The sequence below is a fragment of the Paenibacillus plantarum genome (genome assembly GCF_013141695.1).
In the GTDB taxonomy this organism is placed as follows: domain Bacteria; phylum Bacillota; class Bacilli; order Paenibacillales; family NBRC-103111; genus Paenibacillus_E; species Paenibacillus_E plantarum.
In genome coordinates this window covers 74768-91187 of record NZ_WHNY01000067.1, presented here as the reverse complement: position 1 = coordinate 91187, position 16420 = coordinate 74768, and the positions used below count along the sequence as shown (strand labels likewise).

General features: G+C 45.0%; 10 protein-coding genes. All 10 read right to left on the bottom strand.

Translation table 11 applies throughout. From position 1 onward, the window contains the following. Positions 1 to 63 precede the first annotated feature (63 nt). The 10 genes from GC096_RS23615 to GC096_RS23570 all read right to left on the bottom strand — a co-directional run bounded on the left by GC096_RS23615 (position 64) and on the right by GC096_RS23570 (position 16341). Positions 64 to 4272, bottom strand: coding sequence for an endo-1,4-beta-xylanase (locus GC096_RS23615; protein WP_171633688.1), 4209 nt, complete (start codon positions 4270 to 4272; stop codon positions 64 to 66). Positions 4273 to 4392: 120 nt separating this feature from the next. Then, positions 4393 to 5385: an endo-1,4-beta-xylanase gene (locus GC096_RS23610; RefSeq protein ID WP_171633686.1), complete on the bottom strand. Its 993-nt coding sequence runs from the start codon at positions 5383 to 5385 to the stop codon at positions 4393 to 4395. Between the two features lie 327 nt (positions 5386 to 5712). Next, positions 5713 to 7218, bottom strand: coding sequence for a response regulator transcription factor (locus GC096_RS23605; protein ID WP_171633685.1), 1506 nt, complete (start codon positions 7216 to 7218; stop codon positions 5713 to 5715). Beyond that, the gene (locus tag GC096_RS23600; protein ID WP_171633683.1) at positions 7211 to 9034 is read right to left on the bottom strand and encodes a sensor histidine kinase; all 1824 of its coding nucleotides are present in this window, start codon (positions 9032 to 9034) and stop codon (positions 7211 to 7213) included. The genes GC096_RS23605 and GC096_RS23600 overlap by 8 nt, the downstream gene beginning before the upstream one ends. A gap of 25 nt (positions 9035 to 9059) precedes the next feature. Beyond that, a complete protein-coding gene (locus GC096_RS23595; protein ID WP_171633682.1) occupies positions 9060 to 10574 on the bottom strand; it encodes a response regulator transcription factor in 1515 nt (504 codons plus the stop codon). Positions 10575 to 10701: 127 nt separating this feature from the next. Then, positions 10702 to 11613 carry a carbohydrate ABC transporter permease gene (locus GC096_RS23590; RefSeq protein ID WP_171633680.1) on the bottom strand — a complete coding sequence of 304 codons (912 nt, stop codon included), beginning with the start codon at positions 11611 to 11613 and terminating at the stop codon, positions 10702 to 10704. A gap of 13 nt (positions 11614 to 11626) precedes the next feature. Continuing rightward, a complete protein-coding gene (locus GC096_RS23585; RefSeq protein WP_171633678.1) occupies positions 11627 to 12601 on the bottom strand; it encodes an ABC transporter permease in 975 nt (324 codons plus the stop codon). Positions 12602 to 12672: 71 nt separating this feature from the next. Further along, positions 12673 to 14349 carry a type 2 periplasmic-binding domain-containing protein gene (locus tag GC096_RS23580; RefSeq protein WP_171633677.1) on the bottom strand — a complete coding sequence of 559 codons (1677 nt, stop codon included), beginning with the start codon at positions 14347 to 14349 and terminating at the stop codon, positions 12673 to 12675. A gap of 281 nt (positions 14350 to 14630) precedes the next feature. Next, positions 14631 to 15443, bottom strand: coding sequence for a carbohydrate ABC transporter permease (locus GC096_RS23575; protein ID WP_171633675.1), 813 nt, complete (start codon positions 15441 to 15443; stop codon positions 14631 to 14633). 13 nt (positions 15444 to 15456) lie between these two features. Continuing rightward, a complete protein-coding gene (locus tag GC096_RS23570) occupies positions 15457 to 16341 on the bottom strand; it encodes a carbohydrate ABC transporter permease (protein ID WP_171633673.1) in 885 nt (294 codons plus the stop codon). Positions 16342 to 16420 lie beyond the last annotated feature (79 nt).

Genomic DNA, 16420 nt, shown 5'->3' with positions numbered 1-16420 from the left:
AAAACAAAGCAGCCGCACATGTCATCCATGTGCGGACAGCCTTCCTTATTCATTCTGGTAATGTTAATGTACCTTTTGAGCTTCCATAATCCTAATGATGATAACCGCTGCTTCTGCACGGGTGCTGAAAGCCTTCGGCTTCAGCGTACCGTCTTCGTAGCCGTTCAGCACACCTTTAGCGTTCAAAGCCGCAAGCGGCCCTACTGCCCAGGAGGACACGTCTCCACTATCCTTATAGTCCAAGTCGCTGTTGGCAGGTGCCAACTGTGCGGCACGTGCAAGGATTACGGCCATTTGTTCCCGGGTGATGTTGTCATCCGGGCCGAAGGTTCCATCCTCAAAGCCGACTACGATGCCCAGTGAGGATGCTTTTGCAATGGCTTCCTTCGCCCAATGGCTGCCGGTATCAGCGAAATCGGTTGAGCCTACAGCGTTCAGATGAAGAGCTCTGACAATCATGGATACGAACTCGGCTCTTGTTACGGTTGAATCAGGCTGGAATGTGCCGTCTTGATAGCCATCGATTACTCCTGATTTTACAAGTTCTTGGATACCTGCTTCCGCCCAGTGTCCTCTAATATCGGTCAAGGCTGGAAGTTCAACAGATGCGGACTTTTCTGCCGCCAATACGGCAAACTTAGTGAAATGCGTCACACTGCCGGAAACGGTGCCTTTCAACAGGTCGATCTTAATATCGTCCAGCTTGACCCATTTGCCGGTTTCTTCGTTGTACCAGTACAATGCCAGTTCATGCTTATCATCCAACATGTTGGTGTTGAACGGAAGGGTGATCGTGACTGGTTTCTGGAACGTTCCTGCTACGTCCTTGATAATCTCGTACACATCTCCAGCCAGCTTCAAATCCGGATCCGGTTTCAACTGTGAAGTGTCCCCCAGGATTTTAATGCTCACGTATATGTCACTGCCTATTGCTCCTGCCGGCAAGTCAACTGCCGCCCCATTCTTCTCTACCTTGCCTCCTGTATTTATTTGCACCTTAACTGACCCTTCCAGTACTGGAGGTGAGACAGAGGAAGAGGAAGTCTGCGAGTTCGACGGGTCGGAAGGCTGCGCTTGCTCAAGCTTCATAACGCCGAATCTCGAAGTATTCTGATAGGATTGCCCTGTTGGATCGCTCCAAGAAAATACGCTGTCACGGCTTCCTCCGTCCTGATCATTGTTAACCTGGAAGTCAAATCCTATCACGGTTCCAGCTTGTGGAGTAATCGTATCCAGCGCTATAGCCGCTTCTACAACGTAACCTCCATCAATAATTTTGGTAGCCGATGTATAGTTATTCTGGGTTGCATGGCCGCCGACGGTCTTTACATTTTTGAAATTGATTCGGTATTGACCATCGTCACCTTGGTAACTGTCCGTTTTTCCGTTGTTCTGATCAACGAAAATCTCCATCGAATCCTGCTCCCATGCGTTGGCATTGGCATCGCTCAAATTGCTGTCTAACACAACGGCATAGACATAGAGGTTATGCTCATCCCACATGGCACGCAATTGAGCTTTGGCGACTGCATTATTATGCTGCTCTACCATCACATCAGTCGTATTAACCGGTGCGTTCGCCCACTTGCTGTCCATTTCGCCATCGATTGCAGGAGTTCCGTAAGAAGCACTTGCCACTTTTACCGCATCGATATAAGTCAAGATCCCGTAACCAAGCACGTCGTTGTCCTGCGTGTTCCGTGGATCACTCCAGGATACGATGACGCCATTGCTCCCATGCTCCGTACCGTCATTAATCCCCTTATCGGTGGCTCTTACGTCAAACTTCACTCCCTTGCCTAATGTGCCTGCCATCGGGATTGATGCTTGCAACACATAACCGTCGGTTCCTTCTGTCATTCGAGCATCATTTCGTGCGAATGTATATTTCTTAATGCCATTGTCATCCACGAAGAGTTCTATGAGATCCGTCGCGGATTTGGTCATGTCTTTGACCGCTACGCGAGCATACATATTTTGTTCATCCCACAAGGTTTTCACTTCAGCCTGAAGGGTACCCAATTGTTGCGTTTTCAATGCCGGAACCGTGTTCCAAACCGGATCCGAAGCATTAGCCGGTGTACCTTTCGCTGTATTTGCTGTCTGCGCGGTTATTGGAAGATGGGATGGCGTCAACGTCTTGACTGCTTCAATCATTCCCCAATAAGCATATTTGGCTTGATACTGCACATCGAATGGGAAAGGAGCATCTTTACGGGTTGCACCTTGGTTATCAAGCCAGGTATGATCATCTGCAATCCCCCATATCGTAACATTGCTAATCCATCCGTCAGGATTATAGGCCTGCGTGTTCGAGGCAGCATGTTTGCCCTCATTGTCCAGTCGAACAAACTCTTGGAACAATTGCTTATAACGGTAGCCTTGTTTCACAAGGCTGGGCTCATCATAGCTGGTGGAGTTGTTGTCGGTATAAACCGAAACGTCAAGCTCCGTTATTTGATTGTCGAATCCGGCTTCTCCAAATTTCCGTATGGAATCAGAAATTTGCTCGATCGAGGGGCCGCCAATGCTGATGTGCGTTTGATGACCCACGCCGTCAATCGGAACTCCCTCGCCTTTCAGCTTTGTCACCAAATTGAACAAAAAGTCGCGTTTGGCCGGATCCTGCGTACTGTAATCGTTGATATACAGTTTAGCGTCTGGCAACTCTTGACGAGAAACCCTAAAGGCTGTACGGATGAAATCCAATCCAGTCAGCGTATACCACTCGCTCTTCCGCATGCCATCCGGCTGTCCTGGATCAATAACTTCGTTGACCACGTCGACGGCATTGATCGGCACTTCCATGGAACTATAGTGGCGCGCCACCGTTTGGATATATGTTGTCAGACGGTCAAGCACCAACTGTTTATTCTCCGGTGTAGCTGCAAGCGGCTGGCCCTGCGCATCCTTAAACATCCATTCCGCAGCCTGCGAATGCCAAGCAAGGGTATGCAACCGGAAATTCATCGTGTGATTCTTGGCATATTGTGCGATCTTATCTGCTTCCGTCCAGTTCCATTGCCCTTCTGTCGGTTCCAGAGACCCCGGCTTTGTAGCATTCTCAGCTACGAGGGAGCTATAGTGATAATCCAGAAGCGTGTGGACATCGGAAGTAAGCTGATCTCCTGTTACGGCAGCACCGACTTTGAAGTTGTCCGCATAGATGTCCTTCAAAGGATCAATATCCGTTTGAATCGGCTTCGGCCCGGATACTTGACCCACATAGGACAAATCGAAATCGTCCATATAGAAGGATCTTGCATCTTCATACTTGTTGGCTACTTCCACGTATGCATTCATTACGGTCGGAGTGGCAGCAACTGTAAACGCCCCCGTCAAATGTACCCATTGATCAGAAGTTACCGTTGCGTTAGACGAAACATTCGTATATGTACTATCACCACTCTGTACAGAGAGCCGCAATACAGTGGGGGATTGTCCTGGAGCCATTTTTACCCAAGTAGATAAATTGTACTTGTAGCCCTTGGACATCTTGCCAAGGACGTTCAGCAAAGGCCCGTCATATTGCTCTGATACCGTGGTCAGCAAGCTCTTGGAGCCGGCTGTAGTGTGATTGTCTGCCGTCGATATCTCGATATTGCCGGAGCCGTTTCTGCGCACCCAATTTCCTTGCCCATCCTCAAAGGTAGATTGGATGCCAGTTTGGTCAACCGCTCCCGGATCAATCGGTGCAGTCGGCGTGACATCTGTTAGCTGCACTTCATCGATATAGAGGTCCTCCGTAGTCGTAGAAGCTGAATCCGACTCTACCCATATTTTAAACCCCTTCGTATCTCCCGGCAGCTCGTATCCTTTCAGTTCAAAAGTGCTCCAATCGGTGGAACTAACCGATGTATTTCCCACCAGCCAAGGATATTTGTTGGTCAGCGAGGCGGCATCGACATTGGAAGCGATATGAAAATTATCGGTTCCTGCACCCACTTTAAGCTTCAGTGACAAATCGTACGTATGGCCGGCTTGCGTGTACGAAGTCAAATCCAAGAGCGGGCTGCTATTACTTGCAGCACGGTTCGTCATCGCCAAGGATTTGGAGCCATCGGAGGCCGTTGCCGAAGTCACGGCAATGGTACCGTCTCCCATCCAAGATACCTTAACCCAACCGCCAGTTTGATCGTCTTCAAAGCTTTGGGACAAAACGACCGTATTACCGGCAGCCGATGCCATCAGAGGCATTAATAGTTGTGGGGCGATCATCCCGAACAGCAGCACAATTGCCATCCATACATGAAGTTGTTTTCTCACTAGCATTCTCATCCTCCTCTTTCTGCAATCGCTTACAATTTTATTCCAATTTCATTCTACAACTTAGGTAATTGGCTTCACATACTCAAAATAAAGAATAATCCCCCCTCAATTATGTCAATTTGCCTACCCGATTACACGCCAAAATGCTTGCTTAGGCTGGAGATCCCCATCGAATAGAAACGGCCAATTCTTTCTGCCGCGAACAGGGAAGTTGTCCAACCACGTATAGTTGTCAGCCGCTCCCCAGAACGTTACCGACGTAATGACTTTTCGATATTCTTTAAATAGCCTGAAGATATCCTCGTACCGCTGATCCTGAAGCTCCACCATTTGTTCAGTGGGTACCAACAGATCGGTCCGCCTGTCCTCAAATTGAAACATGGAGAGATCTAACTCGGTGATGTGAAGCTCCAGATCGAGAGATGCGTAAAGCTCGATCGCTTGCCGTATTTCATCCAAGGAGGGACCATAGATATTCCAATGCCCCTGCATGCCGATTCCGTGGATAGGAACCCCCTTTTCCTTCAATGAACGGACGAGATGATAAATCTTATCCCGTTTGACAGGCTCTGTCTCGTTGTAGTCATTGTAGAATAAAAGTGCATTCGGATCGGCTTCATGTGCTGCCTCGAAAGCATGACGAATATAATCCTCACCCAGGATCTCCAACCATTTGGTATTACGCATAACCAGGTCCGCCTTATCTTCTATCGCCTCATTGACGACATCCCACGCATACACCTTGCCCTTATAACGACCAGCTACCGTACGGATATGCTCCTGCATCCGCAAGAGAACCATTTCTTTGCTGGCTACACCGCCAGAAGGCCCTTCGAATATCCAATCGGAGGTTTGATTGTGCCAGACCATCGTATGCCCCCGAACGGCAATCCCGTTCTGCATGGCGAAATCCATGATTTCATCCGCAGCCTCGAATGTGTACCGCTCTTCCTCTGGATGGATCTCCTCGAACTTCATCTGGTTCTCCGCTGTAATGCTGTTATAATGCTGGGCGATGAAGTTTCCTTCGGATCGGATGGTCTTCGTGCTAACAGCAGCCCCAATTCTGAATATGCCCTGATAAGCCTCGTATAAGTTCGGTACCTTGTTGTTCATAGATTGATAAACCTCCTCATCATCCCCTGTTTAAACAGGTCTTCTATGTTATATGATATAGAATCTGACTACACTTACCATTCACAGATTAAAGAACTCTCCCCCATTTTCTTAAAATTTTTCAAGATTGTGTGCGATTTTTAGTCGCGCTCATGAGAAAAACTTCTATCGAAGCACTTCGAGGATGAGCGACCGCGTTTAAAAGGTAGTTTTTATCGCCAATAAGAATTTGTTCTTCCGAGTACCGGAAACTTATAAATTCTTATGTGGTAGCAAATAGACGTGTATCTCTTAGAAAAGAGATACACGTCCTTCATTTGACACCCTTTATGCTTTGCTTAACTGTCTAAACACACCGGGCTTGTCAGACACACGTTTCTCAAACTCTTTGAGGAAATGATGATAGTGCACGTATCCGATCTGCTCTGCAATGAGACGAATCGTCTCATCCGTTTCGCATAGCATACGCTTCGCCGCGTTAATACGCAGGTCATGAATATACTCAATGATGCCTACACCGTTCCGCTTCATAAACGCTTGACCTAAGTATACGGGGTTCATGAAGAACCGTTCTCCGATGTCTTTAATCGTCAGCGTTTCCCGGTAATGCTCTTGGATAAAACGCTCAATAACTCGAAGGGGGTGACCGGAGAACTTTTCTTTATGCTGCTTCAGCTGGCTCATATACTGCTGCACATACGCCTGCAGGGACTCCTCCACTTCCTGTAGGGAACGATGCTCCCTTCTCAAAAAATCGCGAACACGAGGCAGCGCCTCCGAGTCAATACCCATCTCCCGCATGACAGCAGCGCTTTTCAAAACAATGCGTATGACCAGCAAATGAACGACTTCCCGAGCCGTTTTGTTAGCTGACAGTATCCCAAACATTTGCTTAATCAGGTCCTCAACCCGCTTATCCTGAAGCGCCTCAAGGGCACTTTGAATGTCATCTACGATAGAAACAGCATGAAGATCATAGCTGATTTGCTTGTGATGAATCTTATCGTAATCGAGTGGACCACCAGATACATGAAAGAAATGATGCACGGATGTCTCTAGAGCACCTGCATACGACTCTTCTATATGACGGAGGGATTCCACCCGTGGTCCTATCGAGAGACAGCATTCGATACCTTGCTCATGTAGATCTTCGTATACCTGCCCAGCCCATTCCTCCATCTCAGGGAATGACTCCATAACAAGGCCGTCCTGGCTCCCAAACAAGTCGATTGCATGAGCTTTTCGGGAGTGTAAGTATCGTGCATCCAGCTCCTGTTTTGTGCCGCTAAGCCATTCTACATGAATGTACCTCCAGCCCTGATCTCCTTGTGCCAAGGGATCTAGTATGTCCCCAACGTTTCCGTCTGTTGCCGAAATTTCCCCCCGAAGCATTTGAGCAAGCAGAGTAGGAACTAGACGGTCGGTAACTAGGTCATGGCGTAGCCTTTGCTGTTCTCTCTGCTGCAGCTCTTCCATAACAGATTGAATAACAGCCTCCCATTCCCTGTCCAAAGCCGGTTTAAGCAAATAATGCTTTACCCCATACCTTAGGGCGGATCGCGCATATTCGAAATCATTATAGCCGCTTAAAATGATGAATACGGGATCGTTGCCTGCCTTTTGCACCCGATCGATTAATTCTAATCCGTCAATGACCGGCATCCGAATATCCGTCACAACGAGATCAGGCTTACAGGCTTCTATGCAGGCTAAAGCTTCTTCGCCGTTCTCGCACATGTGTACGATTTCAAAGCCAAGCTCTTCCCATTCGACCATGAGCTTGATACCTTCCAAAGCGAAAGGCTCATCATCCACGAAGATAACCTTATACATGTCCGATCGTCTCCTCCTGTTTCCTAATAAGACTCAAAGGAATCTGTATAGTAACGCTCGTTTTCTCGAAGGGAATGCTTTCAATTTGGAACAATGAGCGTTCCGCATAAAACAGATTTAAACGTCGGTACACATTGCGAAGTCCGATGTTCTTGCCGTTGTCTTCTCCTTTATACAGACTCTGAACAATTTCATCCAGTTTCGTGCTGTTCATACCGATTCCGTTATCTTCAACTTTCATGAGCATGTTCATCCCAGCTCTTTCAACAGATATCCGAATTCTGCGATTCCCTTTCACCGATTGAAGCCCATGCTTGCAAGAGTTCTCCACGAGCGATTGAATACTCATCTTCGGGATGCGATACGATAGAACAGAGTCGTCAATGGACAACTCATAGTGAAACCGATCTTGGAATCTGAACTTCTCGATCTGGAGGTACATGTCAGTGAAGCTTAGCTCTTCTTCTACTGTCACCAAATCCTCCTTCCAGCTTAGCAGTCTTCTCAAAATCTGGGACAAGTTTTGAATAATTTCTATCACATGCTCATAACGATATTTCTTGCATACAACAAGAATCGCATTTAACGTATTGAACAGAAAATGAGGATCTACTTGGCTCTGCAAATAATTCAGCTCGGCCTGTACGCGTTCTAACTCCAAATCTTTTTTCTGAATTTCGAGTTTGTACACATCGTTAATTAAATTACGAATTTTCTCCGTCATCAAATTAAAGCTGCGAAGAAGATGACCGATCTCATCTTTTCCTTCATACAACGTAATGGGTTCGAACCTCTCGTTTTTCACCAGCTGCATATGTTTGGAGAGCTTTCTTACCCGGAAATTGAAAGAATGCATAATAATGTAAATCAATATTGTCGGAATGATCGTACTAATGAGCGTCAGCCAGATAAAGAAATGGATAACCCCTCTTCTCTCTTCCGCAATTCGACTTCCCTCTGGAATTCCTACCAGCCGCCAGTTAAGCATATAACTAGCGTTACTGAGAGGATTGACAAAACTCTTCTCAGGTAAGCCTGTCAGCTGAGAAACCTTTGACACAGGCAGGGTCGGGAGCAAAGGGTCACTTCCCTTAAACGCACCTGCTGATTCAAGAACAAGTCGATTTTCTTCATCCACGAGCTTGATTAACAAGTAATTACGCTCTTTGTCAAACAGCTCTAGCAGCTTATCCATTCGAATATCGATACGCAAATATTTAGAGAATTTCATGAGGTCTGGGAAATTGTCCAGCTTCCGAATAATGCTGACATATACCAATTTTTCCTCGGGATTCATGGGATTCGTATCCAAATAAGAGGTCACTGTCACCTTATCTTTATTTTCGTTCATCTTCTGATACCATTCACTCTTCAGATCATTAGGCTTAAACATAAAGTAGCTTCCACCATTGGATAGCGTTGGGTTCGATGTGTATACGCCAATCCAAGAGATATAGGGATAAATATTCGGATACTGCCCCAATTTGTCTCGGAGGTAACTGTCGTATTCTTCGTAATAAGCAACATTATCCGAGTACGTAAATTCTAGCATCTCATTAAATACACGATCAGCGGAAACAGCGTTGCCAATCACAACGCCTGAGTTCACCATTTGCATGATTTCATTTCCGACCCTATCCAGAGAAATCCGCAAGTTATCCATCTCTCTACGTTCTGTATTTTTGCTATCCTGTAAGAAAAACAAGCTGTTTATACACAATATTGGCAGCAAGACACACATCAAGTAAATGATCAGAAACTTGAACTTCAGGGGAATATCATTAACAATACGCAACAGTTTCCATTTCCGGCTCATATTTGCTCTCCTTGTCAGTCATAGGTTAACCCTTCTTGTAGGCAGAGGGTAACAGGCCAGTAAGTGCCTTGAACTTGGTTACGAACTGTTCGGAATCCGAGTAACCGACACGATCAGCGACATCGGATATTTTTAGTTCTTCTCGGCGAAGTAACTTCTTGGCCTCGTCGATTCGTACGACATGTAAATACTCATTGAAGGTGAGGCCAACTTGCTTCTTAAACCTCTGGCCAAAATACGCAGCATTCAGGCTAAAATGCTCTGCAACAACCTGCAGTTGCAGCTTTTCCTTATAGTGCGATTTGATATAGTCTCCTGCTGCGGATACGATTTCATCTTGCCCTACGCCTTTTTTCTGACCGATCCACTCTACAGCTTGCAGAATCTCTTGTGTTACTTTGCGCTCCAAGAGGCCAACATCCATTGGAACAGTGGGAACATACCAATTTGAAGTCCAATTAGGATCACCGCCAAATTGGGTAACTAACTTAAGAATTTCAAGCTTAATGTTATCTAAATAAGCACTAACCCAAGATTCAGATACGGACTGCCTCGAAAAAGCGATGAATAACTGGTGTACATGGGCTCGCACAGTATCTGGACACCCACTCCCTACGGCATCTAGGATGGATTCCGTCATACCAAATGCAGGAAGCGTCTCCGCTGACCACTCTCCTTGATAGATGTAAATCCCTTCCGCTCCAGAAGGGAACTTGCACATTTCGGCAATGAGCCCCTCACGAAATGCTTCTTTTAACGCATGCGGTCCCTTATGTTCACTGCTAATCGAAAAGGAGATCGCTGTGCCCCAGTCCTGTCTAACACTGGTCATGATCTCTGTTAAGATTGCAGTAGAAAGTTCGCGTTCCTGGGGTCCTCTGACCAGTAAAAATCCATGGCGTTCTTTCCCTACGCCAAATGGAAGCATCCTTACTTGCATAAGCTTCATCTTATCTGCAATAATCTGCTTCAGGTCCGATTGATTTTGGGCTTGAATGTTAGGTTCAAGTAAAATACAGCGAAAGCTCGAATGTTCATGAATATCCAACAAAGCGCTCGCCTGCTCGATCCATTTCTGCCTATTTTCTCCCTGTAACAACTTTGAAATCGTTTCCAATCGTAAGCAATCCAAAGCAACGTTTTCGAACTGGCTAGCAGCTATACGCTCTCGAATCGTAACCGCAACCGCTTCCACTGCAGCTATAAGCTCATCTTCAATCAACGGTTTCATCAAATAGTTGGCGACACCATGCCGCATCGCTGTTTTGGCATATTCGAAATCCGCATACCCACTTAGAATGATAAATTTCATTTCAGGATGGAGGCTCGACGCTTGTTCAATCAATTCCAAGCCATCTATTACAGGCATTCGAACATCCGTCAGCACCAAATGAGGCAGGGCCGACGCCATCAAAGCTAATGCGTCTTCCCCGTCTAAAGCTTCCCCGCACACGACAAAGCCTAGTTTGTTCCAATCAATCATCGTCCGCAGTCCCTCTAGCATGTAAGGCTCGTCATCGGCAAACATAACCCTTAACATAGGAATCACCTCACTTCAGAAAGTCGATATGAACTATTATATAGGATAAGATGAGTTTGTATAAAGCAAAAACCGTCCCAGCACCGAGCTGAAACGGGAAATGATTATGATCATCGCTTGCTAAGTCTTATTCTTTGACACTTCCAAGGTTCATACCGACGATAAAATATCTTTGCAGAAAAGGATACACGAACAGAATCGGAACCGCCGCCACAATTGTAATTGCCGCACGTATGGAAGCAGGCGTAACCATAGCCTTCGTTTGATTCGTGTTTGCACCCGCTAGAAGACCTGGATCATTGTTGCTGTTCATCGTAGATCCAAGGAGCTTCATCATTTCGTACTGAAGTGTACTCAGTTTCAAATCAGAAGAGGCATACAGGAAGGTGTCGAACCAGGAATTCCAAGATCCAACGGCAATGAACAAGGCAATGGTCGCTAGGACAGGCGTACACAACGGGAGAATAATTCGTACAAAAATGGTGAAATCACCTGCTCCATCCATCTTTGCAGACTCAACCAAGCCTGATGGAAGCGTACGAATGTACGTCCGAATGACGATAAGATTAAACGCACTTACCATCCCTGGGAAAACGTATACCCAGAAATTGTTCAACAGTCCCAAACTTTTAATCAGAAAGTAATTAGGAATTAGCCCTGCATTGAAATACATCGTCAACACAAATATTACACCTATTATTTTACGGAAAATATATTGGGGCTGCGCCAGCGTATATGCCAGCATGGAGGTGAGAAACACACCCAATACGGTTGTTGTCAGTGTGCGAGCCACTGAAATCCAAGCCGCATGATAGATCGTACCGGAAATGAAAATCGCCTTATAATTTTGCAATGACCAGGATCTCGGCCATAAATAAATGCCCCCACGAAGCGCATCATTTCCTTCATTAAATGAAATCGTTAAGGTGTGAAGGAAAGGATAAAGCGTAACTATAGCTAGAAGGAGCATGAAGATGCCATTAATCGTATGGAACAAAATGGGCTCAATTCGAGCTCTGCTGACAGTTGTTGTCCCCATCGTCATTTCTCCTTTATATCAACCGCTCTTCACCAAGACGCTTGGCGGTAGAATTTGCAATTAGAATAAGGACTATGCTTACAACCGTTTTGAAAATGCCTGCCGCAGTTGCCAGCGAATAATTACCTAGCGCAATACCGTACTTAAGAACGAATATATCAATCGTTTGTGACCAGTCTACGACTAACCCGTTGCCGAGCAGGTACTGAATCTCAAAGCCTGCATCTAGGATATGCCCAATGTTCATAATTAATAGAATAATAAAAGTCGACTTGATCCCGGGCAGTGTGACGTACAGGATCTTTTGGTAGCGGTTTGCACCGTCGATCCCGGCAGACTCATACAGCGATGGATCAATCGAAGTGATTGCTGCGAGGTAAATGATGGTATTCCATCCCACCTCTTTCCACACATTAGACAAGCCCACAATTCCCCAAAAATATTTACCTTCGCTAAGCCACATCACGGGTTCCTTGATGATGTGCAACTTCATCAACAGTTGATTCACGATACCATCATCAATCGATAACGAAGTCGCTACGATACCCGCAGCAATAATCCATGACAGAAAGTGAGGCAGATAGGATATCGTTTGGATAGACCGCTTCCAGAAACGAACTTTGATCTCATTCAGTAATAGAGCTAATAATATGGCTGTTGCAAAACCTAAAACCAAATTGATTATACTCATAGCCAGTGTGTTGCGAAGCACCGTCAAGAACGTATCATCTTGAAACAGAAATTTAAAATGCTTCAGCCCCACCCACTGCTGTTTGGAAAATTTTAAAGCAGGGCGATAATTCTGGAACGCCATCAACCAGCCCCAAATCGGTACATAATTGAAGATCATAATATATATCACGATGGGAAAAGACATCATAATTAACTGCTTCTGGTTTTTTATCGTCTTCCAGCTTAAACCGACGCCGATTTCCGGATCAATTCTTTGCTTTTTCTTTAATTTTTTGGGCAGTATGGTCTCGGCCATCGACATTTCCTCCTAGGAAGTAAAGCGGAGAAGACCTGAGTCTCCCCCACTCCACTACATGTTCTATCCCTTTATTTACTACTCCAGTTCTTTATACGCCAGCTGATTTGATCATTGATACGATCTTCGTAGGCTTTGAAGTTGCTTTTGGAAATTTGATCCACATAATCTTTCCATACACCTTCGAAGTCATCTGGTTTGGCCAAAATAGCTTTCGGCAAATATTTGACAGCAAGGTCGTTCATCTTCGTATTGGCCACTTTTGCAGGTGAACCATCTACCAAATCAATACTCCACGCTGGGTAATATACGGGATTCTCATCTGGTGTTTTGAAGAACTCCGCCCAGGTCTTATGGTTGTAAGCTTTCAATACTTCTTGATCCTGCGGCTTCAAGCTGTCATAGAATTCTTGCGGCTGTGTTCCTGGATCTGTCGCATTCCCGTCACTATAGGTCCCTTGCATTTTAGGTAAATTAGCGAAGAACGCTTCCGCTTTATTGCCAAGCTTCCATGTATTATCGTCCGCTTTAGCACGTTGTTCAGGGGTACGAGCGAACTTGCCATCCTTCACCAAATAGTCATCGCCTTGAATACCCCATTGGAGTGTCTTCTGCCAATCTTCGGTCATTAGTGAATCCAGGAATTTAATAATTTGAACCGGATCCTTGGCTTTCGTCGAAATCCCGTATCCACGGTTGATGTTTAATACAGGACGGTCACGGTAGTACTCTTTGGCGCCTGGATATACGAGAGGGAACCCGACATAGGTACTGCCAATTTTATTTTGTGAAATCAACGAGCGTTCGCCATCACCGAAATTCCAGTGTTGGTCAAACATCCCAATGACACGACCGCTCGCAATTTTCGCCAAGTACTGATCATAGTTCTGCACCAGAGCTTCCCTATCCATTAAGCCTTGCGCATTAATCTCGTTCAGCTTTTTGTAATATGTCTTGGCGATGTCCTTGTCTGCAAAGATTTGCGCCTTCCCATTCTCGACGATAACCCCGCCGTCATTAGGATGTCCAGCTAAATGCTCTGGCGGATTAAGCAGCGGGAAGTTTCTCCAATCGAAGTTCAACGTCTCGAAGCCGATCATATCTGGATGTTTCGCTTTGTATTTGGCAATGATATCGAAATATTCATCCAACGTTTTAGGTGTTGGATAACCCATTTCTTTCAGGACATCCTTTTGAAGATAAAAGCCTGGTCCTTCGTAAGCGGTTTCGTTAAATTGACCACTGAACACATTGTAATTCGGTAGTACATATAAATGGCCGCTCGCAGGATCCTTCATTTGATTCCATACGTTCGCATAGTGCTTCTTCAAATTCGGTGCGTACTTTTCAATCAAATCCTCGAGGGGTATAAAAGCACCCGCCGCTATTAGCTTATCGTTCCCTGTCATAATATCCGAATAATCGCCTCCGGCAATCATAACGCCCAGCTTTTGCTGCAAGTCACCGACCAGAAACTCCATTTTTAGGCTAACGCCAGTCTTTTCTTTAATCATCTTGTATATCTTGTTGTCAGGAGTCGGTTGTTGATAAGGGCTGTCAATGAACAAGGACAATGTGACTGGCTTCATTTCATTGCTCTGAGTTGCAGCAGGTGTTGTTTGGCTTCCATTAGGCGAAGTGGTGCTGCTTGCCGCATCCTTCGAGTCGGTGCAGCCTGTCAACGTTAATCCTAGAGCCAGAACAGGTACCAAAGTTGCTAAAACAGGACGTTTTATTTTCTTAACCATTTTTCTAATCCTCCCTTATTGTCTCCATAAAGATGAATGTTTGTATAGGTCAATCATTTATTTGCTTACACTATTTATTATACGGATAAAGAATGCGCTTACAATTCACAGAATATAGGTATTACCCCTATGAATTACAGCTGTTAATTTACACTATACAAAGTCAAGAACACGAATACAACCTTTATGGGAGGATCGAATAAATAAAACAGCAGCAGTCTAGGACATTATTTTCTCGTCCATGGCTGCTGCTGTTTTATAACAAAGTGTGCCTATTATTCTCACTTCAAAATAGCTCCCGCTGTCAAGGCATTTTCAATCTTTTCATTACCTATCATATATACAATAATCATAGGTAAACTCGAGAGTACCATCGTTGCACCAATAAGTCCCCAGTCTGAAACACCGACGCTAACGAAGAAGCTTAGCAAGCCGACAGTTAGCGGCCGGAATTGATCTTTTGAAGCTATAATGAAAGCAAGCGGGAACTCATTCCAAATGCGCATGAACAATAAAACGCACTGTGTCATTAGCGCTGGCGTGACAATCGGAAAAATAATTCTGAAGAATGTCTGATAAACGTTGGTTCCATCAATACAAGCAGCTTCCTCCAATTCCTTAGGAAGTGAACGGAGAAAGGCAAACAACATCAGCACACAAGAAGCGATTGCGAATCCGGAATAGGGCAAAATGAGCCCCCAATAGGTATCCTTCAGATGTAACCATTTAATTAATTGAAATAATGGAATTAATACAACTTCAATAGGCACAATCAGCCCTAAGGACACATAGAGTAGTGCCGCCGAATTGAATCTCCATTGCATCCGGCTCAGACAATACGCAAGCATACTCCCTGTCGTCAGTGTGATCACAATGGTCCCTATGGTATAAATCAAACTGTTCTCGAAGTAAACAAAGAAATGATATTTGGACAACGCTTCCCTATAGTTTATCCAATCCCATGAATAGGGAATGCCGAATGGATTATTATAAGCTTCACTTTTGGACTTAAGTGACATCGTAAACATCCAGTATAAGGGAAACAGAAATGTACCGCTAATCGCTAGCCAAAATACACGGCTTAAGTATTTCATGATGGTCTCCTCCTTAAAACTCCAGTTTTTCTCTGGCGACGAACCTTTGAATCAGAAAGGAGATGAATAGGCACTCTAGAATAAATACAACCGCAATCGCCGTTCCTTTACCAAATTCTGACGTTTCGAAAGCCACATAATACATTTGGTATATAACCGTTCTGGACAAATCCCCAGGACCGCCGGCTGTCATGACGCGGACTTGCGAATAGAATGCCATGGAACCTAACGTAGACAAGATTAATACGTATTTCGTTACATCTTGAAGCAGTGGAATCGTAATTCGTAAGCAGACTTGGGTAAAGCTAGCACCATCAATTAAAGCAGCTTCGTAATAATTTTTGGGGATCGTCTTGATTCCCGTATAGAATAGCATGGCGTTCAGCCCAATATATTGCCATAGAAATGTCAAGCCGATGCTTGGCATCACCGTGTTCTTTTCAGTAAGCCAGGAATGAGTCCAAGATTCAAGACCTATGGATCTCAGAATACTGTTAAATAACCCCGAGGTTGGTTCATAGAAGGATATCCACATTTCTGCAACGACCGTAACTGACAAAATTGCGGGAAGCATGGCCGATGTTTTAAAAAAAAGACGTAACTTTGGCGTTTGAACATCCATAAAAAGAGCAAACATTAAGGAAAGCGGTAAACCCAGAAAAACGGAAATTCCTACGATTAGATACGTATTCTTATGAGCTGTCCAGAAAGAAGCAGAAGCTAGGATATCCTTATAATTATCTAAACCAACAAACCCTAAAGTTCGAAAACCATCATGATTATTCAAACTCATCCAAATTTCAGGCAAAAGTGGATAAACACAGAAAACGGTAAACAGAATCAACGCAGGTGCGGAAAATACAAATATGGACAATTTGGTGCTGTAGTACTTGTTCATGGCTCTCTCCACCGTCTGATTTGATTTAGAATCCCCCCGGAACTTAAGGTTCCAAGGGGGATTCCGTTTATGAAATGAA

Excerpts from the sequence above, each read along its gene's own strand:
- GC096_RS23585 (WP_171633678.1), bottom strand. The coding sequence starts at position 12,601 with ATGGCCGAGACCATACTGCCCAAAAAATTAAAGAAAAAGCAAAGAATT.
- GC096_RS23575 (WP_171633675.1), bottom strand. The coding sequence starts at position 15,443 with ATGAAATACTTAAGCCGTGTATTTTGGCTAGCGATTAGCGGTACATTT.
- GC096_RS23590 (WP_171633680.1), bottom strand. The coding sequence starts at position 11,613 with ATGGGGACAACAACTGTCAGCAGAGCTCGAATTGAGCCCATTTTGTTC.
- GC096_RS23605 (WP_171633685.1), bottom strand. The coding sequence starts at position 7,218 with ATGTATAAGGTTATCTTCGTGGATGATGAGCCTTTCGCTTTGGAAGGT.
- GC096_RS23595 (WP_171633682.1), bottom strand. The coding sequence starts at position 10,574 with ATGTTAAGGGTTATGTTTGCCGATGACGAGCCTTACATGCTAGAGGGA.
- GC096_RS23600 (WP_171633683.1), bottom strand. The coding sequence starts at position 9,034 with ATGAGCCGGAAATGGAAACTGTTGCGTATTGTTAATGATATTCCCCTG.
- GC096_RS23580 (WP_171633677.1), bottom strand. The coding sequence starts at position 14,349 with ATGGTTAAGAAAATAAAACGTCCTGTTTTAGCAACTTTGGTACCTGTT.
- GC096_RS23615 (WP_171633688.1), bottom strand. The coding sequence starts at position 4,272 with ATGCTAGTGAGAAAACAACTTCATGTATGGATGGCAATTGTGCTGCTG.
- GC096_RS23570 (WP_171633673.1), bottom strand. The coding sequence starts at position 16,341 with ATGAACAAGTACTACAGCACCAAATTGTCCATATTTGTATTTTCCGCA.
- GC096_RS23610 (WP_171633686.1), bottom strand. The coding sequence starts at position 5,385 with ATGAACAACAAGGTACCGAACTTATACGAGGCTTATCAGGGCATATTC.